The organism is Paenibacillus cookii, from assembly GCF_018333375.1.
Taxonomy (GTDB): Bacteria; Bacillota; Bacilli; order Paenibacillales; family Paenibacillaceae; genus Paenibacillus_AQ; species Paenibacillus_AQ cookii.
Genome location: NZ_BORW01000026.1, coordinates 31,384 through 56,314 on the forward strand (window position 1 = coordinate 31,384; position 24,931 = coordinate 56,314).

General features: G+C 54.6%; 19 protein-coding genes and 1 pseudogene. 1 reads left to right on the forward strand and 19 read right to left on the reverse strand.

The features are described from left to right. Positions 1-43: 43 nt before the first annotated feature. From KI367_RS19515 to KI367_RS19570, 12 genes and pseudogenes are all read right to left on the reverse strand, one after another. Complete coding sequence (locus KI367_RS19515; protein ID WP_212951783.1) at positions 44-1,579, reverse strand: ABC-F family ATP-binding cassette domain-containing protein; 1,536 nt, start codon at positions 1,577-1,579, stop codon at positions 44-46. A gap of 483 nt (positions 1,580-2,062) precedes the next feature. Next, entirely contained in the window at positions 2,063-2,893 is an 831-nt protein-coding gene (rpoD, locus tag KI367_RS19520) for an RNA polymerase sigma factor RpoD (protein WP_246537120.1), read from the reverse strand. 362 nt (positions 2,894-3,255) lie between these two features. Beyond that, positions 3,256-4,053, reverse strand: coding sequence for an endonuclease/exonuclease/phosphatase family protein (locus tag KI367_RS19525; RefSeq protein WP_212951787.1), 798 nt, complete (start codon positions 4,051-4,053; stop codon positions 3,256-3,258). Between the two features lie 17 nt (positions 4,054-4,070). Next, positions 4,071-5,033, reverse strand: coding sequence for a 3'-5' exoribonuclease YhaM family protein (locus KI367_RS19530; RefSeq protein WP_036711221.1), 963 nt, complete (start codon positions 5,031-5,033; stop codon positions 4,071-4,073). 95 nt (positions 5,034-5,128) lie between these two features. Further along, positions 5,129-5,962: pseudogene (locus tag KI367_RS19535) on the reverse strand (solute carrier family 23 protein); the annotation flags it as partial. Positions 5,963-6,099: 137 nt separating this feature from the next. Continuing rightward, the gene (locus KI367_RS19540; protein WP_036711218.1) at positions 6,100-6,855 is read right to left on the reverse strand and encodes a tRNA threonylcarbamoyladenosine dehydratase; all 756 of its coding nucleotides are present in this window, start codon (positions 6,853-6,855) and stop codon (positions 6,100-6,102) included. A 23-nt stretch (positions 6,856-6,878) separates the two neighbouring features. Beyond that, positions 6,879-8,663, reverse strand: a complete 1,785-nt coding sequence (aspS, locus tag KI367_RS19545) for an aspartate--tRNA ligase (protein ID WP_212951788.1) — start codon at positions 8,661-8,663, stop codon at positions 6,879-6,881. Positions 8,664-8,694: 31 nt separating this feature from the next. Next, on the reverse strand, positions 8,695-9,951 hold the full coding sequence (gene hisS / locus KI367_RS19550; protein WP_036711216.1) for a histidine--tRNA ligase: 1,257 nt from the start codon (positions 9,949-9,951) through the stop codon (positions 8,695-8,697). Between the two features lie 643 nt (positions 9,952-10,594). Beyond that, a complete protein-coding gene (locus KI367_RS19555) occupies positions 10,595-11,068 on the reverse strand; it encodes a hypothetical protein (RefSeq protein WP_212951790.1) in 474 nt (157 codons plus the stop codon). Between the two features lie 144 nt (positions 11,069-11,212). Further along, positions 11,213-11,374 (reverse strand): hypothetical protein, encoded by a 162-nt coding sequence (locus KI367_RS19560; protein WP_156124606.1) that lies wholly within the window; start codon positions 11,372-11,374, stop codon positions 11,213-11,215. A gap of 67 nt (positions 11,375-11,441) precedes the next feature. After that, positions 11,442-11,891 carry a D-aminoacyl-tRNA deacylase gene (gene dtd / locus KI367_RS19565; RefSeq protein WP_036711211.1) on the reverse strand — a complete coding sequence of 150 codons (450 nt, stop codon included), beginning with the start codon at positions 11,889-11,891 and terminating at the stop codon, positions 11,442-11,444. A 34-nt stretch (positions 11,892-11,925) separates the two neighbouring features. Further along, positions 11,926-14,106 carry a RelA/SpoT family protein gene (locus tag KI367_RS19570; RefSeq protein WP_036711209.1) on the reverse strand — a complete coding sequence of 727 codons (2,181 nt, stop codon included), beginning with the start codon at positions 14,104-14,106 and terminating at the stop codon, positions 11,926-11,928. Positions 14,107-14,413: 307 nt separating this feature from the next. Here KI367_RS19570 and uraA point away from each other — a divergent pair, with 307 nt between their 5' ends. Next, a complete protein-coding gene (gene uraA, locus KI367_RS19575) occupies positions 14,414-15,718 on the forward strand; it encodes a uracil permease (RefSeq protein ID WP_036711206.1) in 1,305 nt (434 codons plus the stop codon). Positions 15,719-15,829: 111 nt separating this feature from the next. Here uraA and KI367_RS19580 read toward each other — a convergent pair whose 3' ends face one another. From KI367_RS19580 to KI367_RS19610, 7 genes are all read right to left on the reverse strand, one after another. Then, positions 15,830-17,371 (reverse strand): DUF4127 family protein, encoded by a 1,542-nt coding sequence (locus tag KI367_RS19580; RefSeq protein WP_212951796.1) that lies wholly within the window; start codon positions 17,369-17,371, stop codon positions 15,830-15,832. Positions 17,372-17,417: 46 nt separating this feature from the next. After that, on the reverse strand, positions 17,418-18,263 hold the full coding sequence (locus KI367_RS19585; protein WP_212951813.1) for a carbohydrate ABC transporter permease: 846 nt from the start codon (positions 18,261-18,263) through the stop codon (positions 17,418-17,420). Further along, on the reverse strand, positions 18,263-19,144 hold the full coding sequence (locus tag KI367_RS19590) for a carbohydrate ABC transporter permease (protein WP_212951801.1): 882 nt from the start codon (positions 19,142-19,144) through the stop codon (positions 18,263-18,265). The genes KI367_RS19585 and KI367_RS19590 overlap by 1 nt, the downstream gene beginning before the upstream one ends. 19 nt (positions 19,145-19,163) lie before the next feature. Beyond that, positions 19,164-20,489 (reverse strand): ABC transporter substrate-binding protein, encoded by a 1,326-nt coding sequence (locus KI367_RS19595; protein WP_212951802.1) that lies wholly within the window; start codon positions 20,487-20,489, stop codon positions 19,164-19,166. Between the two features lie 388 nt (positions 20,490-20,877). Beyond that, the gene (locus tag KI367_RS19600) at positions 20,878-21,396 is read right to left on the reverse strand and encodes an adenine phosphoribosyltransferase (RefSeq protein ID WP_036711201.1); all 519 of its coding nucleotides are present in this window, start codon (positions 21,394-21,396) and stop codon (positions 20,878-20,880) included. Positions 21,397-21,435: 39 nt separating this feature from the next. Beyond that, positions 21,436-23,838 carry a single-stranded-DNA-specific exonuclease RecJ gene (gene recJ, locus KI367_RS19605; RefSeq protein WP_212951803.1) on the reverse strand — a complete coding sequence of 801 codons (2,403 nt, stop codon included), beginning with the start codon at positions 23,836-23,838 and terminating at the stop codon, positions 21,436-21,438. Positions 23,839-23,894: 56 nt separating this feature from the next. Further along, a complete protein-coding gene (locus KI367_RS19610) occupies positions 23,895-24,851 on the reverse strand; it encodes a cation diffusion facilitator family transporter (protein ID WP_212951804.1) in 957 nt (318 codons plus the stop codon). Between the last annotated feature and the right edge of the window lie 80 nt (positions 24,852-24,931).

Genomic DNA, 24,931 nt, shown 5'->3' on the forward strand with positions numbered 1-24,931 from the left:
CCGACGGCTCCCTTTCCGTTTCCGCTGCCAGGCCGGCGGCGCCTTATCTCCACTCCGCCACCTTCCACACATCGGTCACCCAGTCTTGGTAAAAGGCCGGCTCGTGGGAGACGAGCAAAACGGTGCCCTTGTAATCCATCAATCCTTTTTTGAGCGCTTCCTTCGCCCGGACGTCCAAGTGGTTCGTCGGCTCATCCAGCACCAGCAGATGGCTCGGCGTCAGCATCAGCTCCGCCAGGCGCACCTTGGCCTGCTCGCCGCCGCTCAGCGCCCGGATCGGCTTGCGGATATGCTCCGCCGTCAGACCGGCCATGGCCAGCACCTTCCGGATATCCTTTTGCGTCAGATCCGGCCGCAGCGCCCAAACCTTTTCCATCGGCGTTTCAACGGGCGCCGTATCTTCTTGGCGGTAATAGGCGGCTTTCACCTGTTCGGATGCAAGCAGTTTGCCGCCAAGCGGCCGGAGCTGGCCCAGCAGCGTGTTGACCAGCGTGGATTTGCCCGCTCCGTTTTCCCCGACGATCGCTATTTTATCGCCTTTGCGCACCTTCAGCGACACCGGTTTGAACAGCGGACTGTGATACCCGACCTCCAGCGCCTTCGTCTCTACGATGGTCGTGCCCGCCGTCGCGGCCGGGGTGGAAAACTCGAAACGGGGCGCGGGCCCTTCCACCGGCTTTTCGACCCGGACGATTCGGCTCAGCATTTTTTCCCGGCTTTTGGCCTGCTTGGCTTTACGGATCCGGTTTTTGTCGATAAAAGCCTCCAGCCTTTCGATTTCCTTGCTTTGCTTCTCGTAAGCGATTTGCTGCTGCACCTGCCCGAGCGCCAGCTCCTTTTGGAACTGCCTATAATTGCCCGTATACCGTTTCATATTTTGATGGGCCAGATGAAAGATGACCGTCGTGATTTCATTCAGGAAATGCTCGTCATGGGACACGACGATGTAGGCGTGTTTATAGCGCTTCAGGTAGCCCGTCAGCCATTCGATATGGACCTGATCCAGATAGTTGGTCGGTTCGTCCAACAGAAGCACCTGGGGTTCTTCCAGCAGCAGCTTCGCCAGCAGCAGCTTTGTTTTTTGCCCGCCGCTCAGCAGGCTGACATCCCTTTCGAGCCCAAGCTCCGTAATGCCGAGCCCTGATGCGATGTCTTCGATTTTGGAGGAGATCTGGTAAAACTCGTGATGCTCAAGGGCCGCCTGAAGTTCTCCGTATTTGCGCAGCAACGCATCGAGCTCCTCGCCCGGATCCGCCAGCCGCTCGGCGATCGCGCCCATTTCCTTTTCCATCGCGAACAAGCCCGAAAACGCCCGCTCCAAATACTGCCGTATCGTCGTTCCTTCCTGCAGCTCGATATGCTGCTCCAGAAAACCGACCTGCACCTGCGGCGCCCATTCGATTTTGCCCGCATCCGGCAGCAGGCTGCCGGTCAGCAAGCGGAACAAGGTCGATTTCCCCGCACCGTTGGCGCCGACCAAGCCGGCATGCTCTCCGGGCAGCAAGCGGAAATGAACGTCCCTGAACGTGATCTGATCGCCGTACATATGCGTTAAACCTTCGACATTTAAAATACTCATCGTGATCTCTCCTTCTGGTTTTCGTTGGATTCAAGCGAAAGCCATCCGGAGAAACAGCCATATGAAAATCGCAAACCGCGCTTGCCTTCAAGTTAGGCGGAAATATTCGAATTGTAGAAACGGCTCTTTTCCCTGACCATGAACCCGATGCCGGGATAAAAAAACGGGTAAGGCGAATACACCTTACCCGTCGTTCTATATCAGAGTAAGAAAGGATTCGGAATCATATCAACTGTTCTCGAGATGGCTTGTTAAAAAAGGGCAGACTTCTCCCGTCTTAAGCCAAATCTCTTACAAGAACAGTTGATCTTTCCATGCCTTTCCACCTCATATCGTCAAATTAAAAAGTTCCCCGCGTCCGTTTTTATCGACCAACGATTCGTCGAAAAAACTGCCGCTTCGTACCAAATTATAATGAATCGCCATTCCGGATGTCAACCATGCCGGCAAAGCCTGTTCCCCAAGGCTGACCGGACCGCCCGATTATTCGATATAGTCCTTCAGCCGTTTGCTTCGGCTGGGATGTCTCAGCTTGCGCAAGGCCTTGGCTTCGATTTGGCGAATCCGCTCGCGGGTGACGCCGAACACCTGGCCGACTTCCTCCAGGGTCCGCGTCCGTCCGTCTTCAAGCCCGAATCTGAGACGGAGCACGTTTTCCTCGCGTTCCGTGAGCGTATCCAGAACGTCGCCGAGCTGTTCCTTCAAAAACTTATGGGCGGCGGAGTCGACGGGAGCCATCGCATCATGGTCTTCGATAAAATCGCCGAGCTTCGAATCGTTTTCGTCCCCGATCGGCGTTTCAAGCGATACCGGTTCCTGGGAGATCTTCATGATTTCCCGTACCTTTTCAACGCTGAGCTCCATGGCGCGCGCAATTTCCTCTTCTTCGGGTTCGCGTCCCAATTCCTGCACCAGCTGTCTTGAAATGCGGGTAAATTTATTGATCGTTTCGATCATGTGAACCGGTATGCGGATCGTTCTGCCTTGATCGGCAATAGCCCGCGTAATCGCTTGACGGATCCACCAAGTCGCGTAGGTGCTGAATTTGAAACCTTTCGTATAATCGAATTTATCCACGGCCTTGATCAGGCCCATATTGCCTTCCTGAATCAGATCCAACAGCTGCATGCCGCGTCCCGCGTACCGTCTCGCGATGCTGACGACCAGCCGGAGATTGGCCTCGACCATCAGCTTTTTGGCTTCTTCGTCGCCGGCTGCGACGCGTTTGGCCAAACTCACTTCATCCTCGGCGCTAAGCAAACCGACCCGGCCGATCCCCTTCAAGTACATGCGCACCGAATCGTCGTTTTTCATTCCAGTCGGCAGAAGCTCCGCTTCGGCAAAATGGACGGCCTGCTCCTGATCGTTCGTATCGGCACGATTTGTCTCTAATTCATGTTCCTCGTTCGCCATACGTACGTCCTCCCCCTTTAAAGATCATTTCGACATATCCTGTATCTTCTTCGCTGCGGCCCTCAAATGAATATTGACGCAAATGAGAAAATATGCTATAATGTTAATGACTATATGGTATCATTTTAAGGGTACATTATATAGTATCATATACGTATGTCACATGCAACATGTTTCATTAAATTATGCAAATCATCATTCTTTTTTTCATATAACCGAAACGGACTCTTTCCGCAAGAGACCTGTTTCGGTTTTTTGCTGCGTCATGCCTTTACCGGATCCCACGCCAATACAGCGAGAACGGGAAGGTGATCCGACGCCGCATCCTCTTCGATCGCCTGGGCGCCAACCAGCCTCCACCCGCTGTTTTCATCGAACAGGATATAGTCGATTTTGCCGTCTTCGGCATGGGTAGGCCCGATGTGAGCCGTAGCGTCCGCCATGTTTTCCGCAAAAACGCGCATCGTCGCGGAATCCGGCAGCGCGTTCATATCCCCTGCCAGAATCAACGGCGTTTTGTCCTTGAGCTCATTTTGGATCGCGTTTGCTTGGGCCAACCGGATCTGTTCGGCCAGCTCGGCGTTTTCCTGCCATTCCAAATGCGTATCCGCAAACACGAATGACGGAAGGCCGTGTTCCGGAGCCAGCTGAACGGCCAGCAGCACGCGCTGCTCTCCTCCCGGTTCGTTCGGCAGCGTCAGCGTATGCGCCGAGGCAATCGGAAGTTTGGAGAGAACGGCTATTCCGTATTCGCCTCCGTCAAAAGCGATCGCCTTCGCGAACCGGTGATCCATGCCCGTCAGTCTTCCCAGTTCCGCGGCCTGGTCCACGCCGCCGCTTCTGGACAAATGGCGGTCCACCTCCTGCAGCGCCACAAGATCGGGACGGGTGCCGCGAATCACGGCGGCAATCCGCCTTAGGTCCACGATGCCGTCCATCCCTTCGCCATGATGAATGTTGTACGTCATGACCCGGAGCGCCGGCTTTTCCCCGCCGTCCGGATCTACGATGAACGCCTTTCCGGCGTGCCCTTCGGAAGCTGAATAGCCTGCTTTTTGCATCGGAAGTTCCCCCTCCATCATTCGTTTCCTTTGGCCCGGTAAAACGATTTGTTCTCAAGCGCCCTTACCGGCGCGGACCAGTCATCCGTGGACGGCATCATCGAGATCGCATCCTCCGCCGCCTGCAGCTTGGCATCCATCTGGTCGATCAAGTGCAGCGCAAGCGCCTCGGGAATTTGCGGCAGAACGGAGCTGCCCCATTCCGGCAAATTATGATGCGACAAAATCATATGCTGCAGCAACACGATTTTTTCCGAATTCACGTCCGCCCCGATCGTCATCGCGGCTTCCGTCACCCAACTGGCGGCAAGCGGAATATGTCCCAGCAGTTTGCCGGTGAAGCTGTATTCGCTGACGATGCCCAGCTCCGCCGTCAATTCCTCCGTTTTGGCGATATCGTGCAGGATGATGCCCGCCACAAGCAAATCCCGGTTGAGGAAAGGGCGCTGCTTGCAAATAAACTCGGCTAACTCCAGCATGCGTACGATGTGATAGGCCAGACCGGCGTAAAAAGCATGGTGCATGCCTTTGGCGGCCGGGTAATGCATCAATTTGTCCCCGATTTTGTTCAGGCAGTGGTCGATGATCATCTGGATTTCGGTGTCCTGAATCGTATATGCCGCCGTTTTGATCGCATAAACCAGATCATTGGGCGGAACCGGCGCGGACCGTACGAAATCGGTAATGTTGTAGCCGTCTTCATCCGTTGCGGGCCGGATTTTGTTCACCTTGAACTGCAGCCGCTCGCGGTACAGCTGCACGACGCCGCGCACCTTCACGAGCATGGGAGCAAAAAAGGTTTCCTTGTCCGCCGCGGATGCATCCCAAAATTTAGCCGAAATTTCCCCGCTGGCGTCCGCAAGGACAAGATCCAAATAATCTTTGGGCGGCGTGGAATTCGTCTGTTTGACCATCGCCGTTTTTAATAAATAAAATCCCGTAACTTCCTGTCCTTCGGTAAATGATTGTATTAGCGTCATATGGCATCTCCTCCCCCGAATCTCGTTTGCTTGAAAAAGCAAGGAACCGCCTGCTGCAAGCAAGCGGCCCCGTTGCCTGTACCTTTGCTTCAGTATTACAGCAGGGCATGCACCACAAAGTTGACGACGAACAAAGCGGCGATGATATAAAGCACCGGAGAAACGTCCCTGCTTTTTCCCCGGGCGATTTTGACGAGCGGGTACGCGATGAATCCGAAAGCCATGCCATCCACAATACTGTATGTGAAAGGGATCATCACCATGATCAAAAAGGCCGGAAACGCTTCGGTCATGTCGCTGAAATCCATTTCCTTCACGCTCTGCACGATCAGTCCGCCAATCACGATCAGGACCGGGGCGATCGCGCTGTCCGGAATGTAGGCGAGCAGCGGAATAAAAAAGAACGTCGCCCCAAATAACGCGCCCGATACGAGCGCCGTAAGGCCTGTCCGGCCGCCGGCCGCGATTCCCGCGCTTGTCTCCGCCGAAGCGACCATCGGGCTGCTGCCGAAAACGCCGGCAACGATATTCGTCAGCGCCAACGCCCGCAGGCTTCCCTTGAAATTGCCGGGACGGCCGATCATCCGGGTTTGGGCCGCGATCAGGCCGATGTTTTCGAACACGACGATCAAAAGCAGCAAAAATACCGCGATCCAAAACACGAGGCTGCCGATTCCCGACCAGGAAAGCTGCCCGAATAACGTCCCGTAGGATTCGAACAGGCGGCCAGGCTCCGTCTGCTGCACGGGTTGGACCGCTCCAAGCAGGTAAGCCAGCCCGGTGCCTGCCAGGATCGCGATCAAAAGGCCGCCTTGGACGTTGCGGATAAACAGGATCAGCGCCACCAGCAGCGTAATGCAGGATACGATGACCGAAGGATCGCTGAAATGGCCGATCGTAACAAACGTCGTTTGATGAGCAATGACGATTTTCTCTCTCTATGTCGAGCCCCCGGCAAATGACCCCTCATTGCCGGGCATGAAACAAAAAGGCGTGATTGTCGGTTTTTCTCGACTTTTCACGCCTTTTGATTGTACCACATTCTGGCTTCGGGAAGGGATTTTCTTTACACCCGGATCCCGGCCTTTTTCAGCAGATCCTTGACGGCCTCGCCGACCATGATAAGTCCGGCTACCGGCGGGACAAACGCGTTGCTGGCCGGCGGCTGCTTCGCTTTGCGGATTTCCGGAGCATTTTCGGGCACGATTTTTTCCGTCACGTCCACCCGCGGCTTCATTGGCTCTTCGGTCGAAAAGACGACCTTCACGCCTTTTTTGATGCCTTCCTTGCGCAGCTTGGTGCGGATGACGCGGGCGATCGGGTCGACCGTCGTCTTGGAAATGTCCGCGACCTGAAAGCGGCTCGGGTCCATTTTGTTGGCCGCGCCCATGCTGGAGATGATCGGAATTTTTCGCTTGAGGCATTCCTTGATCAGATGGATTTTGTACGAAACGGTATCGGACGCGTCAAGCACGTAATCCAGGTCGTATTTGAAAAGCTCCTCGCAGGTTTCCTCGGTATAAAACATATTCAAGGCGATCGCTTCGCATTCGGGGTTGATCAGCTTGATCCGTTCCACCATCAAATCCGCTTTTTTCTGGCCGATCGTTGTCGTGAGCGCATGGATTTGCCGGTTAATGTTGGTAATGTCCACGACGTCCTTGTCGATCAGGATCAGCTTGCCGACGCCCGTGCGGGCGAGGGCCTCCACCGCAATGGAGCCTACGCCGCCGATTCCGAGGACAGCCACCGTGCTGTTTTTCATCGCTTCCAGACCTTCCGGTCCTATGGCCAGTTCCGTCCGGGAAAATTGGTTGAGCATAGAGTATGGAGGCCTCCCTTTATTTAAGCATTCACTTTTTTCTCTGCAGGTTTTTTCGCCACTTTGATATGAAGCTGTTCAAGCTGCGACGCATCGACCGGCGATGGCGCGTCCATCAGCAGATCCGTGGCGCTTGCCGTTTTCGGGAACGCGATCGTTTCGCGCAGGTTGCTGCGGCCGGCCAAAAGCATGACGAGGCGGTCCAGGCCGAAGGCGATTCCGCCGTGCGGCGGCGTGCCGTATTCGAACGCTTCGAGCAGGTGGCCGAATTTGTCTTGGGCTTCCTCCGGGGACAATCCCAGTGCCGCAAACATTTTTTCCTGCATGTCGCGTTTGTAGATCCGCATGGAACCGCCGCCGACTTCATAACCGTTCAGCACGATATCGTACGCCTGGGCGAGAATTTGACCCGGGTTCGTTTCAAACAGATGCTGGTCTTCATCGCGCGGACGGGTGAACGGATGGTGGAGAGCGACGTAGCGTTTCTCTTCTTCATCCCACTCCAGCAGCGGGAAGTCGACTACCCAGGCGAATTTGAACTCGTTTTCGTTGATCAGGCCGAGTTGTTTGCCGATTTTCAGGCGGAGTGCGCCAAGCACGTCGGCTACGACCTTTTTATTGTCGGCGGAGAAGAGCAGCAGGTCGCCTTCCTCGGCTCCCGTGCGCTCTCTCAGCGCTTCGATCTCTTCAGGGGTAAAGAATTTGACGATCGGCCCTTTGAATTCGCCTTCCTTGACTTGAATCCATGCCAATCCTTTGGCGCCGTAACGGGCCGCGAACGGTCCCAGATCGTCGATTTCCTTCCGGCTCCACGTGCCGCAGCCTTTGGCGTTCAGCACTTTGACCTCTCCGCCTTTTTCGATGACCGAAGCAAACACCTTGACGCCGCTCGACGCAACCAGATCGCTGACTTGAATCAGTTCCAGCCCGAAACGAAGGTCCGGTTTGTCGGAGCCGTATTTGTCCATCGCTTCGGCGTAGGTCAGGCGTTGGAAAGGCAAAGGAATGTCGACGTTAATCGTTTCCTTGAACAGGCGGGCCATCAGTTTTTCCATCATGCCCAGCAGCTCGTCCCGGCTCATGAAGGACGTTTCGATGTCGACCTGCGTGAATTCGGGCTGACGGTCGGCGCGCAAGTCTTCGTCCCGGAAGCAGCGGGCGATTTGGAAATAACGCTCGATTCCGCCCACCATCAGAAGCTGTTTATACTGCTGAGGGGATTGCGGCAAAGCGAAAAACTCGCCTTCATGCACCCGGCTTGGCACGAGATAATCGCGTGCGCCTTCCGGGGAGCTTTTGGTCAGGATCGGCGTTTCCACTTCGATAAACCCTTCGCCGTCCAGGAAGTCGCGGAAAATCTTCGAAGCTTTCGAGCGGAGCAGCAGCGTTTTCTGCATTTCCGGGCGGCGCAGGTCCAGGTAACGGTATTTCAGGCGAAGCGACTCGTCGACTTCCACGCCGTCTTCGATGAAAAACGGAGGCGTCTTGGCGCCGTTCAGCACTTCGATCTCGGTGATTTGAACTTCGATTTCGCCTGTGGCCAGGTTCGGGTTGATCGTTTCCGGATCGCGTTTGACGACTTTACCGGTAACCGCCAGCACGTATTCGCTGCGCACCTTGTCGGCAATCGCCAGCGCTTCCCCGGAATACGCGGGGTTGAATACGATTTGCACGATGCCGCTGCGGTCGCGCAGGTCGATGAACAATACGCCCCCGAGGTCGCGGCGGGTTTGCACCCAGCCGTTCAGTGTTACGGTTTCTCCGATGTGGCCTGTCGTCAGGCTTCCGCATTGATGGGTCCTAAGCATGATTCTCAAACTCCTTTTATATTTGGTATGCCTATTCGGCGATTTCCTTTAGTTTCGTTGCAAGCTCGCTCAGCTTTACCGTCTGCTGTTCGCCGGTCGCCATCGATTTCAGCGCGATTTCGCCCCGCTGCAGCTCGTCGTCGCCGAGGATCGCCGTCACTTTGGCGTTAAAACGGTCCGCGGATTTCATTTGAGCCTTCATTTTTCTTCCCAGGTAATCGCGTTCGGCCGACAATCCTTCCTTGCGGACGAGATACAGCAGCTTCGTGATTTCCCGGTCGGCCGCTTCGCCAAGCGCGACGAAATAAACGTCCAGCGGTTTAACGGCGTTCAGGTCGATTTCCTGCTTCTCGACGATCAGCAAGATGCGCTCGAGCCCGAGCCCGAATCCGATCCCAGGCTGATCCGGCCCGCCGATTTCGCCCACGAGGCCGTTGTAGCGGCCGCCGCCGCCGATCGTGTCGATCGCGCCGATGCCCTGCGCTTTATATTCGAAAGCCGTATGCGTGTAATAGTCAAGGCCGCGAACCATGCGGTGGTTCACCTCGAAATCCACGTCCATATCCGTCAAATACCGTTTGACCTGTTCAAAGTGGGTCGTGCATTCCTCGTCCAAACTGTCGAGAATCGAAGGCGCGTCGACGAATTTGTCCTGATCGACCTTGCAGTCCAGCACGCGCAACGGATTTCGCTCCATCCGCGATTGGCAGTCCTTGCACAAACGGTCCTTCATCGGAGTGAGGAATTCCAGCAGCTTTTCGCGGTATGCCGCGCGGCTCGCCGGGTTGCCGACCGAGTTGATCTCTACCTTAACGCCCTGCAGCCCTAGTTCCTTGCAGAACTGGTAGCCAAGCGACACCACTTCCGCATCGATCGCCGGATCGATCGCGCCGAAGGCTTCGACGCCAAACTGGTGGAACTGCCGATAACGGCCGGCCTGCGGACGTTCGTAGCGGAACATCGGTCCGATGTAATACAGCTTGCTGACGTCCGGTTCCCCGTAAAGCTTGTTCTCCACGTAAGAACGGACGACCCCCGCCGTTCCCTCCGGACGAAGCGTCATGCTGCGGTCGCCCTTGTCCTTGAACGTGTACATTTCTTTTTCGACGATATCCGTCGTTTCGCCGACGCCGCGTTCAAACAATTCGGTCTGCTCGAACATCGGCGTGCGGATTTCGCGGTAATTGAACCGCCGGCACAAGTCTCTGGCTTTTTCCTCGACGGACTGCCATTTTTCCACGGTTCCAGGCAAAAAGTCCTGCGTGCCTGTCGGTTTTTGGTAAGCCATCGTTCTACCTCCTGCTCCATGTATTTTCCGCAAATTTCGCAACAAAGCTCAACATTTGCCAAAATACGTTTTTGAATGTTTCTTTTCGTATTTAATATCGCTTATCAAAGTACGGGCCAAAAGCCGCCGGGTATGCAAAAAATCCCTCGCCCTGCCGCTTCAATAAGCAAACAGGGACGAGGGATTGGATCGATCAATCTCCCGTGGTGCCACCCACATTCCGGACCCGCTGATATAGCGCATCCGCTCATACGTTTAACGCCCGTTACGCGCAGCACGTCTACTGGCAAGGATATCGCACGGATTCCTCGGTTTTCGACGCGTGTTCTCGGGGAAGTCATTCATCCGGTCATCCATAGAATCCTTCCAGCCTAAGGGATTCCTCTCTGCATGGTGGGGCGCGGACTACTTGGTCCCGTCATCGAATCGATTTTTGGATTATTTTTAGATTGTAATGAACTGCTTTACTAAAGTCAAGGGGCAGGCAAAAGAAAAACCTACAATCCGATTGTAGGTCCAAAAGACTTTATATTAAAAAAGGGGGTCATGCTGTTATTATAAGCAGGCTATATTAAAGGATGATGAAGCTTATATTACAGTTATATTACAAATAAGAAACCGCTTTAAAAAACCCGGCTTTTACTCATTCCTCAAAGATTTCGACGTGACCTCCGTGATTGCGCAGCGTGTTGACGACATTTGCATAATCCACATCCCGCACTTTGCAGGAAAGCACGTATTCAAGATCATCGTAACGATCCGCGTACAAATCCATGGAATCCGGCAGCAGCACGTCTTCCGCGGTCCGGTTTTCCACCGGTGGTTCCCCGGCTGCATAGCCATCCCGATCTCGCGCGCCCTCGTTATCATCGACCGACATCACCACCGGAGGAGTATAGGCCGCCCCGGAAACGCCGGCAGCCGATGCGGAACCGGTCGTCACGCCGTTGCCCGTCATCCCGGCCGGGGCAAACGGGAGCAGAATCCGCCTGTTACCTTCCAGCGCAGTCCCGAGCCGGCCGACCTCCAAATGCTCCGTCTCGATGCCGATCAATTTCGTTTTCGCTTGCTCGGCGTCGTCTTCCGTTTTGAAGTATGCCTGAATTTGTTTCGACATGATCATTGCCTCCTTTTTCTCGAAGGATTCTGGTTTACCTTTATGCTCTGTAATTACCCCAAAGAAAACCGGTGTAACCATCATTTAAAAAAGCAGGGTTCCGATATGCTGGAAGCCCTGCTTTGCATGGGTACTGTTCGATTTTTAGCGCTGGCGGTAAGGCAGCGATCCTTTTCCCTTGTCGTATCCATGCCATAAAGGAAAAGGAATTTTCCCTGCCTGCTCCAGCTTGACCGCTTCCTTCACGGATTCAAGCGGGATGAGCGGCAGCTGCTTTAGGGCAGATCCTTGGAAAGATTGGCGCATAAATAGGACGGCTCCTTCGGATAATGGCTGATGTTCTATATTTCAGCTTTCCCTTGGGGACGCCGGTTTATGCCGTCGTTTTGCTGTCGATGATCAACGTGACGGGACCCCAGTTCGTAAACGCGACATCCATCATCTCGCCGAAAATGCCGGTTTCGACCTGCAGCCCTTTGGCGGACAGCTCGCGGTTGAAACATTCGTACAGCTCAAGCGCACGATCGGGTTTGGCCGCAGCCATAAAATTCGGACGTTTGCCTTTGCGGCAATCGCCGTAGAGCGTAAACTGCGAGACCGACAAAATCCCCCCGCCCACATCGGTGACGCTGTAATTCATTTTGCCTTCCCCGTCCTCGAAAATGCGCAGGCCCGCGACCTTGTCGGCCAAATATTGCGCATCCTTTTCCGTATCTTCATGGGTAACCCCTACGAGGACCATCAAACCTTGGCCGATCCGGCCGGTAATTTCTCCGTTCACGGTAACCTGCGCTTCCTTGCAGCGCTGAACGACGACTCTCATGCTGCGATTCCCTCCGCTTGCTGAATGATGAATGTTATTGAATGATCCGGTGCACGGTATAAACGTCTTTGACGCGTTTGATCCGCTCCACGACCGAATGGAGATGATCCGTGTTGCGGATCAGGATGGTCATGTGGATCAGCGCCATCTTGTTTTTGTCCGAACGTCCGGTGACGGCGGAAATGTTCGTTTTGCTTTCGGATACCGCCTGAAGCACCTCGTTCAGCAGGCCGTTGCGGTCATGGCCCGTAATTTCGATGTCGACGCTGTAATTCGCTTCGATTTCGGTCTCCCATTCGACCTCGATCACGCGGGCTGCATCCTCGCTTTCCTCCGACGCCTGAATGTTCGGGCAATCCGAGCGGTGTACGGAAACGCCCCGTCCGCGGGTAACGTAACCGACGATATCGTCCCCCGGCACAGGGTTGCAGCAGCGCGCAAAACGGACCAGCAAATTGTCGATTCCTTTGACGCGCACGCCGTTGGTCGGGCGGGATCGTTTTTCCGAAGGGGCCTTGATTTCTTTTTTCTCCGTCGTCAGCTCCAGCAGATTGGCTTCTTCCTGCTCTTTGCGGAGGCGTTCCGTCAAGCGGGTGCAAATTTGGGCGGCCGTGATGCCCCCGAATCCGATGCCTGACAGCATATCCTCCACGTCGTTGAAGGCAAACTTTTTGGCGACTTCCAGCAGCTTGTCGTCCGTGGTCCATTCGGCAGGATCAAGCCCGCGGTTTTTCAGCTCGCGTTCGATCATGTCGCGGCCTTTTTCCACGTTTTCTTCGCGTTTTTCCTTTTTGAACCACTGCTTGATTTTGCTTCTGGCATGGGAAGACTGGGCAATCTTCAGCCAGTCCCCGCTTGGTCCGTAGGAGTGCTTGGACGTCAGGATCTCGACGATGTCGCCGGTTTTCAAGCGATGGTCCAGCGGCACGATCCGCCCGTTCACCTTCGCTCCGATCGTGCGGTTTCCGACCTCCGTATGGATCCGGTAAGCAAAATCCAAAGGCACGGATCCTGAAGGCAGCTCAATAACCTCGCCCTTCGGAGTGAACACGAATACGAGGTCCGAAAAGAAATCCATCTTAAGGGATTCCACGAACTCGGAAGCATCCTTCGCTTCATGCTGAAGCTCCAAAATTTCCCGGAAGAAAGTCATTTTATTTTCAAAATTGCCTCCGGCCGGCGTCGTCCCTTCCTTATACGCCCAGTGAGCCGCGATCCCGTATTCGGCCGTCCGGTGCATATCCCACGTCCGGATCTGCACTTCCGTCGGTTCCCCGTTGGGTCCGACCACCGTCGTATGAAGCGATTGGTACATGTTGGCCTTCGGCATGGCGATGTAATCTTTGAACCGTCCGGGCATCGGCTTCCATAACGTATGAATGATGCCGAGCGTGGCATAACAATCCTTGATGTTGTCGACGATGACCCGGATCGCGATCAGGTCGTAAATTTCGTTAAACTGCTTGTTTTTGGACGTCATTTTGTTAAAAACGCTGTATATATGCTTCGGCCGGCCGGACAGATCGCCTTCGATCCCCATTTCGTCCAGCTTTTCGCGGATTTTGGCGATGACGTTTTCGACAAACTGTTCCCGTTCGGCGCGTTTTTTATGAATCAGGTTGGCGATCCGGTAATATTGCTGAGGGTTGAGATAGCGAAGCGACAGGTCCTCCATTTCGCTTTTGATCGCCGAAATACCGAGCCGGTCCGCGATCGGGCAAAAAATCTCGAGCGTTTCGTACGCGATCCGCCGCTGGCTCTCCTCCGACTGGTATTTTAAAGTACGCATATTATGAAGCCGGTCCGCAAGCTTAATCACGATGACCCGGATATCCTGCGCCATGGCGATAAACATTTTGCGGTAATTTTCGTTCTGCTGCTCTTCTTTGGAACGGAACTGGATACGCTCCAGTTTGGTCAATCCGTCAACCAGCATCGCGCAGGCGTCGCCGAACTTGTCCCGGATTTCTTCCAGCGATACGGTCGTATCCTCAACGACATCATGCAGCAGCGCAGCGACGATGGAGGTCGTATCCATCATCAAGCCCACGACAATTTCTGCAACCGCAAGCGGATGCAGAATATAGGGTTCGCCGGATTTGCGCACCTGTCCGTGATGAGCTTGCTCCGCAAATTCATAGGCTTCGCGGATGCGGCTCAAATCCGGTTCTTTGATATAGGCTCCTGCCTTTTCAAGTAATCGCTCTATGCCCATTCTAGTCGTTTCCGTTTCCCTTCTATATGAAATAGAACCCGCAAACGTTTATCCTAAGCAGGTTCCCTGGTCAAATAAGATTTCCTATAATTATGACGCTTGAAAGGCTCCGCGTCAATATTTCTTGCCAGGAACAGGGAGGTTTGGACGGAACATTCCGGTGTTTTTGGTTTTTCGTCAATTTTTATGATCGAATTTGGCCATAATCACATAAAAAATGATTGAAAAATGTCGGCATCTTAGCTAATCTAGTTCATTGAATGCAATTCGAGATACGAAAATATTTCATATTTAGGAGTGAAGAACCTTGCAACGCGAAATTCAAGTCCATGAAAGGCTTCCGCTTGGCCCGGGATTCCTTCTCAGCCTGCAGCACCTGTTCGCCATGTTCGGCAGCACGGTCCTCGTGCCTAACCTGTTCGGCGTCGACCCCGGCATGATTTTGCTGATGAACGGCATCGGCACCCTGCTGTACATTTTGATCTGCAGCGGAAAAATCCCCGCCTACCTCGGCTCCAGCTTCGCGTTTATTTCGCCTGTGCAAGCCGTACTGCTGAAAGATACGGACAACTATCCGCTCGCGCTCGGGGCGTTTATCGTTACCGGCATCATCTTCATCATCGTCGGACTGATCGTGCAATACGCCGGAACGAAATGGATCGACGTCGTTTTCCCTCCCGCGGCCATGGGCGCCATCGTCGCCACGATCGGCCTTGAACTCGTGCCTACCGCTGCCGGCATGGCCGGCCTGATCCCGCAGAACGGGGCTTCGGCGGATTGGTTTAACCCCAACGCCGTGATCCTGTCCATGACGACGCTTGGCGTCACCGTCATCGGCGCCGTGCTGTTCCGCGGGTTCCCGAAGATCATCCATATCCTGATCGGCATCGTTACCGGATACGCGGTCGCTTACTTTATGCCGGGCATGATCAACAAAGGTGCCATCGCCAGCGCGCATCTCATTTCGATGCCGACGATTACCACTCCTAAATTCGATCTGGAAGCGATCCTTACCATCATACCGGTATCGCTGGTCGTCATCGTCGAGCATATCGGTCATTTGCTGGTCACAAGCAACATCGTCGGCAAAGACTTGTCCAAAGATCCCGGCTTGAACCGTTCGTTGCTTGCCAACGGCATTTCGACCGTCCTGTCCGGATTCGTCGGCTCCACCCCGAACACGACCTACGGCGAAAACATCGGGGTGATGGCGCTGACCAAGGTCTACTCGGTGTTCGTGATCGGCGGGGCCGCCGTCATCGCCATCGTGCTGTCCTTCTCGGGGACGTTTTCTTCGGTCATCGCGAACATCCCCGTTCCTGTTATGGGCGGCGTGTCGCTGCTGCTCTTCGGGGTCATCGCCGCTTCGGGCCTGCGTATTTTCGTCGAGCAAAAAGTCGATTTTTCGAAACCGACCAACATGATCCTTGCCACGCTCGTGCTGGTCGTCGGCATCAGCGGCGTGCAGCTCGATATCGGCAACGTCCATTTGAAAGGGATGGCGCTGGCAACGATCGTGGGCATGTTGCTGAGCTTGTTCTTCAAGCTGATTGACGTGCTTGGCCTTTCCAACGAAAAAAACGACGAACTTGTTGAAAAGACTCCAGACTGATTCCAAATAAACAGAGCCGGACAAGCCCTTGTAAGGGGCGCTGCCGGCTCTGTTTTTTATGCTTTTGCCAAATTCGAATGAAACATGCCGGGGCTGGAACCCGATGCAGTCTTAGCCTTCCTCATCCGGAGGATAATAACGGACGCTCAGCCCCGCTTCAAAGGTCCGGTTCCACGGCATAAAGCAGTCCGTTATTTCGACGCGTCCCCCGCTTCCGTCAATGCGCTGCCGGAGCTCATCCGCCAGGCGCTCCCTCACCAGCCGGGCAACTTTCCCCCGCGGCCCGTCCAGCTGAAATCGGCTGAGCCCCATCGCTTCGACTTCGCCTTGATTCAGTTTCGTGCGGACGACGGTGCAGTAACACAAATCCTCCGCGTAGCGCAGACCCAAAAAATCCAGATGCTGCGGCGTCCGGCCGAAACGAAGATACAAAAACGACTGCGCGATGACCGTTCCCAGCGTATTTCCGCTCGTGTTCCAGCCGGCATAACCCGCCAATTCGAAGAGAAGACCTTTGTGCTTCAGCAGCTTCAGCAGTTTGCGATCCGCACCGTTTGCGTAAGCCACATCGGCTACGGCCACGGGTTTTCCTTTGCGGCGAAGCATGTAATCCCCGTATTCGGCCAGTTCGACGATGTTCCGGGATACCTCGTCACTCCAATCGGGCTCCTCTTGAACGGTTGCTTCCGCCATCGTTTCCCCGGGCGTGTTCACGAGCAGCACGAGATCCGCCTCGTCTGCCGAGGACGCCATCAAACCGCCTGCGGCCATGATTTGGCATTTCAGGCTTTCGTGGAGAACGCGGTCCTCGTACAGCGGGGTTACCCAAGCTCCCCGGGTGGCGGCCAGCCTCGCATACACGAGCGGAACGGCGTTCATGCTTTCGTTGACCATTCTGGCCAGCAGCGTGCAGCCGACTTCGTCCGCTCCGGGGTACATGTACGTTTTCAGCTCCAAATCGAGCTCCGAGATCAGGGCCCGCACCTTCTGCTGGTCCTTTGCCGTGTACCCGTAAAGCGCCGCATCGTCCTGCGGGATGACCATAAAATCGATGACGCCTTCGGCAGCGAGCCGAAGCGCGTAGCCGATCGCCCCGATGTTGACGGATCTGCGGCGCAAATAATCCTCCAGAACGCCGGCGGGAAGACGGCTGTCGATCTTCGCCAGCTCCTCCAGTTCCCCGGGGGCAGCGAGCCCCAGCTCCGACCGGTGGCCGATGTATCCTTTCCGGAAAATATCCCGCCCCCAATCGGCGTAATAATCCGGTTCCTCGTCGGAGGACGAATATTGGGGACAGCGCATGATCAGCTGAAAGGCGAATATGTTCAGACCCGGATTGCGCTCCTTCAGCCCCCGCAGTTTTTGCAGACGTTCCCTGAGCTGCGGTTCTTCCATAGGATGCAGCCTGGATGGGACGATGCCGCCGTACAGCAGCGCATCCAGCGCTATGACGGCGCCGTCCGCATCCGCAGTCTGTTCCTCAAGCCAGGCCCATAACCGGTCCGTGTCCCCCGGCCTTTTTTTCAGTCCCATCATCTCCATGGGCGGGCGCGCCATGCGGACGCCGGTTCCCTGCGCCAGCAGGTAAGGAAATTGGTAGTTGCAAGGCCGTTCATCCAGCGGCATATAGACGATTTTGTGCAGCTTCCCCATCGGTTAACAAGCTCCCTTTTTCATATAAAAGTCCATCCCCCGCCGCCTAGCCTTTGATCGCTCCCGCGATGCCCTCCATATAATACCGCTGCGTAAACAGGAATACGATGATGATCGGCAGCACCGAAATCATCGTTCCCGCCGCGATCCAGCCGAAATTATAGGAAAACTGTCCGTTCAGGAACGTCAGCGCCGCGGCAAGCGGATACTTCTGCGGATCGTCCAGCACGACGATCGGCCACAAAAAGTTGTTCCAAAACGCCATCATCTCCAGCAATGAGATCACCGCGATCGCCGGTTTGACGAGCGGCAGCACGAGCTGCCACCATATCCGGTATTCGGAGGCGCCGTCCATTTTGCCCGAATCGCGGATGTCCGTCGGAACGCTCAGAAAGGTCTGCCGCATCAGGAAAATGTTGAACACCGAAACGGCCGAAGGCAGCACCACCCCGAGAAAAGAACCTGTAAGATGCAGCCACTGAATGGTCAAATAGTGTACGATCATGGCCGTCGAAGACGGAATGATCATCGTCGCCACCAGCAGCCCGAAAACGAAATTTCTGCCTTTGAAGCGGAAGGTCGCAAGCGGGTAAGCCGTCAATGCGGATAAAACGACATTGCTGACCACCCCGAGCGCCGCAATGACCACCGTGTTGTAAATGTATTTCGGAAAACTCATGAACTGCCATACTTTCACGTAGTTATCGAAATCGATAAACGTCGGCAAAATGGCCGGAGGATTGGCAAACACGTTTTTGCCGGGCATCAGCGACACGCTGAGCAGCCACAGAAAAGGTCCCATCATAAATAAGGCCAGCGCCAGCAGCAGGACGTACACGACCGCAAGCCGCACGCCCGTCAACCATTTTTTCGCATAAGTCGTGGTCGCCATCAATAGGGATGTACACCCCCTCTGCGGTTAAAGCGGAAGACAAGCACGCTGAGCGCGCCGATCAGGACGCTGACGATCAGCCCCAGCGCCGACGCATACCCGAAGTTGAACTGCTCCAGGCCTTTTTGGAAAATGTAAACGCTGGAGGTTAACGTCGAGTTCCCCGGACCGCCTTTGGTCAAAATGTAGACCTCGTCGAATACTCTGATAGCCCCCATCAGCGAAATCAGCGTGCAAAACAGGATATGCGGCCGAAGCAGCGGCACGGTGATGCTCCAAATCGAACGCCAGCGGCTCGCGCCGTCCACCCGGGCGGCCTCATACAAATCGGAGGGGATGCCCTGCAGTCCCGCCAAATAAAGCATCATGTAGTATCCGAGCCCTTTCCACATCGTAATGAACATGAGGACGAACAACGCGGTGCTGCTGGTCGACAGCCAGGAAACCTGTTCATGGATAAGCCCGATTTTCATCAGCAGGAAATTGACGACGCCGTTGCTGCTGAGCAGCCAGCTCCAGATCAGGGCGACGGCCACCATCGAAGTCACGACCGGGATGTAATAGGCCGTACGGAATATTTTGACGCCGGGTATGTTCCCGTTCACCAAAATCGCCATCAAAATCGATAAAACCTGGATCACCGGCACGACGATGACATACAAAAGCGAATTCCACAGCGAAATCAAATAGTTATGATCCTGAAAAGCCTTCACGAAATTATCCAAGCCAACATAGTGGGTTTCGGAGATGACGGAATAATCGGTAAAGGACAGCGGAATCCCGTAAATGATCGGCCAAAATACAAACACCGCTATTAGAGCCAGCCCGGGCGCCATAAACGTCCAAGCTGAGAAGGCTTCCGAACGCACCCATCTGCGCATGCCGCATTCACCGTCCCGTTTACTTTTTCAACACCTGATTGACCTCCTGCTCCATGGCGTTCAGCGTGGAAGCGATGTCGGCGTCGTTCAGCATGATTTTTTGCAGGCCTCTGGCGATCCCCCCGTTGATATCCGACGCGTTCGGGACGCCGACCATATAATCGACCGCTTTATCCAGGCTGTTGGCCGAAGCGATTTTGGCCTGGGCTTCCAGCGTATTGTCCGACTGCGTAAAAAACGGATCCTTGATGGACTCCTTCGTGGACGGAAGCGTATTGGCCGCTTTGGCAAACGCCGTCTGGTTATCCGCATTCGTAATGAACGCCGCAAACTCCACCGCTTCCTTCGGGTGCTTCGACTTGGCGGGCACGACGACGTTCATGCTGTTCGACAAGCGCACATCGGCTTTGCCTGTCGGAAGCGGAACCGCAACCGTATTTTTGTAAACGTCCGGTGCCGAGGTTTTCAGGAAGTTGATGAACGTCGGGCCTGCGATTTCGAAAGCCACCTGTTCACTGGAATAATATTGGATCTGCTTCGTGAACGGAACATCCTCCTTCATGATGACGCCGTCGGTGATTTTCTGTTTCGTTTTTTCAAGGATCGCTTTCGTTTCCGGCGTATTAAATGCGGCTGCGCTTTTGTCCTCGTTCAGGATCTTGATGCCTTCTTTCGGGAACAGGTTCGAAACCCACTGCGTCGCATATCCCGTCTTCCCCGTTTTTTCCTTGATCTGTTTGGCCCAGGCGATCAGCTCATCCTGCGATTTCGGCGGATTTGCCGGATCCAGGCCGGCCGCCTTGACGATTTTGGTGTTCATAAAAAGAACTTCGGTGCCGGTGTACCAAGGGAGGGCATAGGCTTTTCCGTCGATCACGGTGGAATTGAAGATGCCGTCAAAATATGATTTCTTCTGTTCATCGGTCAAAAAGGAGTTCAGGTCGGTTACGGCGCCTTTGGAACCCATTTGGCTCGCGAATTCCGTGTTCAAATTGACCACGTCCGGACTGGATCCGCTGGCAATGCTGGTAAGCAGCTTGTTGGTAACGGCATCGTAAGGATAGTCCTTCCAGTCGATGGTCACGCCCTCATGGCTTTTTTCGTATTCCGAGATCAGGTTATTGAAATAATCCGTAAAGGTCGGCTGCAGCGAGATCGTCCAAAATTCCAATTTCACCGGCTCGGCTTTGCTGACGTTTTCTTGCGTTTTTCCGTCGCCGTTTTCCTTCGTCGTTCCGCTGCTTTCTATCGGGCTTGCTCCACCTCCGCCGCAGGCGCTCAGCATAAACGACAACAATAACACGGACAACACAATGACAGACATTCCCTTTTTGTTCATTTTCATGTTTTCGGCTCCCTTTCCATGATTGTCGGCAGACATTCCTTTGGCTTGAGGATAAAAACGGCGGAACGGCATCAGCTTTTGGGGTAGGAGAAGAAAATCGGGATGTTCAGAGAATTTCTTCTGTTTATTATAAAAATATGAAGTTTTTATCCTCTCTTATAACACTATTTCGTATCGCCGCCGAGCATTCCAACAATCTGCGTACAACCCGGGGAAAACTCGTCATGCCGGCGGCCATGCCGGCGAGTGGACAACACCCCTACTCCATGTATATTTGCGGCACAAAGCAAAAAATACCTTCAGGTCTGAATCGACCCGAAGGTATTCCTAATATTTCCCGGGAAAACGTGAGTCCCGGACAATCCTTATAAGAATTCGCTATTGGCGATTAATCTTCGTATTCCATGAGGGAGAACACTTCGATCCCCGGCAGCTTCTCGCGTCCGTTCAGAGCCGAAAGCTCGATCAGGAACGCTGCGCCGACGACATTCCCTCCCAGCTGCCGCACGAGGTTGACGGAAGTCGAAATCGTGCCTCCGGTCGCCAGCAGGTCGTCCGCAATCAGCACGTTTTGTCCTTTGCGGATCGCATCCGTATGCATCGCAAGACGGTCTTTGCCGTATTCCAAATCATAACCGACCTCGATCGTCTCGTATGGAAGCTTCCCGCTTTTACGGATCGGCGCAAAACCGACGCCAAGCGCATAGGCCAGAGGAGCGCCTACCACGAATCCGCGCGCTTCGGGACCTGCAATCACATCGATATTCAGAGCGGAAACCATTTGTTTAAGGTCGTCGATGGCTTTTTTGTACAGTTCTCCGTTCTGAAGCAATGTGGTAATATCCTTGAAGCTGATCCCCGGCTGCGGGAAATCGGGAATGACCCGAATATGTTTCTTGTAATCCAAATAAATCTCCTCCTAAGTGTTATACGAAAGGTCATGCGTTTAGCTGGCGCCTTCCAAACGGGATATCATCCAGCTCGTGCATTGGGATGTGCCCGCATACAGCAAATGTTGTTCCATTTCGGCCAGGCTGCCCAATGCGGAGAAATGCGCTGAACTGCTCAGTTCGCGTTTCGGCGGTTTCGGAATGACCACGATATGGCCGTCACGGCGTTCAATAAACGAAAGCTCCTCGAATACGTCCATCATCATCGATACCATACGCAATGTCGCGGAGGACTGCTGGCTGAGACGGAGAAGCGCTTCCTTCTCCCTGATCGGCTCCGCAGCCATCCGCATCAGCAATACATACAGCAGTTTGAATTGGTCCCGGCTCGGCACGGTCAGCTTCTCCGCCTGATTCCGTCCCGAGTGGAGCAGGAACAGGTTGGAGAGGTTTTTGAACGTGGCAAGCAGCGTATCGAGCTGATCCGCGGAGTCGGGCACGTGTATCATAAACAAAGTCGTAATCTGGTCAGCGTCATAGGTATGGGCCGCGTCGTTATATGCCGAAATTCCAGCATTCTTATCATATACCCAAAGGGTGCAATCATTCAAATGCAATTTCGGGGAACTTTCGAGGCGCGGATTAAACACGGCTGCGATCTGTTTGCGGTCCAGCCGCATATGCGGCGATATCCGGTCGTAGATTTGCTGGACGAGCCTCCATGGCTCTTTGGCATCCCTCAAATCGAACACTTGCGGTCCCACGATCCGCATATCCTGCAGCATCAGCTGCGGCTTCCGCGACCCGTTCCATTCGTTGACCGAAACCTCGGCCAGAATGTCCAGGGTCATTCCCTCTTCCAGCACGTCCGCCAAATCTCCCCTGCCGAAAGCCACGGCTTCCATCCGCGCGCCGTCCTGTCGGACGACCAGCTTCAGATGTTTACCGTCTTTCCCCATCTTTCTCGTTTCGACGAGCCGGGTTCCGCGGAAAATGAGCTTCGGCACCGGATTGGCCATGCCAAACGGCGCCAGCATCTCGATTTCGTCGATGACGTCCAGCGGAACGTCGGATAATTTCCATTCGCCGTCCGCAGCCGTGACGGGAATATAATCTTCTTCCGTCATCGCTGCGGCGGCAAACCGGTTCAAAGCTTCTTCAAACGCTTGAAGCTGATCCTTGTGCAGGCTCATGCCGGCTGCCGACGGGTGCCCGCCGTAATGGTCCATCAGGTCTTTGCAGGAGGTGAGCGCCTCGTAAATGTCAAGCCCCGGGATGGATCTCGCCGAACCTTTGCACATCCCGGTTTCGGGATCGATCCCGAGAATAATGACCGGGCGGTAATAACGTTCCAAAATTTTCGAAGCGACGATGCCCACGACGCCGACGTTCCAGCCTTCGCCTGCCAGAACGATCACGTCCGGAACGCTGCCGTCCGTACATTTATGCTGCAGCTGCCCAAGCGCCTCTTCGACGATTGATTCGACGACCTGCTGCCGTTCCTTGTTCAGTTCGTCCAAGGCATGGGACAGACGCTGCGCTTCGTCCGCATCATCGGACGTCAGCAAAGCCACGGCGGAACCGGCATGGTCCAGCCGGCCGCTGGCATTGATTCTTGGCGCCATCCCGAATGCCACGTTCGTGGCCGTAACCGATCCCATCGCAATCCCGCTGACCTCCATCAGGGCGCGAATTCCCGGAAACGAGGTGCGACGCATCGATTCTAGTCCGCGGCTGACCAAAATGCGGTTTTCCCCGGTTAACGGCATCAGATCGGCGATCGTGCCGATCGCAACGATTTCGGTCCATTCCACCGGGGGTTCCCCGAGTATGGCCTGTGCCAGTTTATAAGCTACGCCGACGCCCGCCAATCCTTTGAACGGATAAGGGCAACCCGGCTGCTTCGGGTTGATGAGGGCATACGCCTCGGGAAGCACTTCGGGCGCTTCGTGGTGATCCGTCACGATCACGTCGATGCCAAGCGCGTTGGCATAGGCGATTTGCTCTACCGCGCTTATGCCCGTGTCCACCGTTATAATCAGGCTGACGCCTTGCTGATGGGCCCAATCCAGCGCATGGTTATGTAACCCGTAGCCTTCATTGGAACGATGCGGAATGTAAATATCGAAAGAGGCCTTCAAATGCCGCATGAAAAAAATCATTAATGAAGTGCTGGAAACGCCGTCCGCATCGTAGTCCCCGTATATGAGTATATGTTCCCCCTGTTCAACCGCCTGCCGAATCCGCGGTACGGCTTTATCCATGCCGAGGAGCAGATACGGATCATGCAAAGCGTCAAGGCTGCCCCCGAGAAACATTTCGGCATCGTCCAGGCTGGTGATGCCTCTGGAGGCCAGCAGCGAAGCGGTCAATGGGGATACCGAAAGCTGCTTAGCCAAAGTTCGTGCGGTCTCTTCATGTCCGGAAGGAGTCTGCCACGAATATTTTGATTCAAACAATCGTCTTCACCTTTCTTTCCCTGCCGGCTTGCGCCTTCGATGCGCGATTCAACGCGTTATTGAAGCAGCGTCGGCATGTCATTATCCGTAAGCTGATGATTGGATTTGTACGGATAGCCGGGATCATAAGGAACGACTTGGATATTCACGTCACTGATATGCACGAAGCGGTTCATCAGCAGTTTTTTGGCCCGCTCCGCGATTTCGTTTGCTTCCAGCACCGTAATGCGGGGATTGACGCTGATTTTCAGATCAACGGTTACGTAATGTCCTTGCTCCCTTGCCTTCAAATCGTCGACGGTGATGATGCCGTGTACCCGCTGCACGGTCTCGATGAAATTCAGAGAGTCCTCCTGCTCGGTTTCCTCCACAAGCGAACCGTAAACGGATGTCACGATCATCAGGTACCCTTTGCGGAGCACCAAAGCCGCCACGATCAGAGCCGCAACCGGATCCATGTACATCAGCGCTTTCACCTGCAAACCGTCGCCTGCCAAGGACAAAAAGACGCCGATGCAGACGGTCAATGAAGTATACAAGCTAAAGCGATGTTCTTCGGCATAAGCGGTATGATTCCCGTCGCCTTGCTTTTTCGAATAGCGGTATTGGAATTGAAAAATGGCTTCCTTTACGGCCAACGACACAAAAATGGCGATGAGCGTAAACGATTCCGGTATCTCGATGGTTCCCGAAGCGATTTCCCGAATGGAAGCGATCGCGATCTGCAGCCCTCCCATCAGAACAAGCACCGCAAAAATGATCGCAAACAAAGGCTCCGTTCGGTGCGAGCGTTTCGGCTGCTTGCCTGCGCCCCAAGCTTTGGCGGACATGCGGCGCGGAATGAGCCGGTTCAACGCGGTCACCGCATCGGAAGCGGAATACAACGCATCGCCAAGCAATGCCTTGCTTCCCCCGAAATAACCTAATGTCCCTTTGAGAACGGCAAGCGACAAATCGCCGATCATTCCCGCCCAAGTGACCTTATCGGAAGAATGTGAACGCCCTGTGCTCATGTTTGCCTCCTCTCCGGCAGTCCCAACATGCCGATTCTTTTCTTTGAAATGGATGTCATCCGTACGGTTATGACGCACCT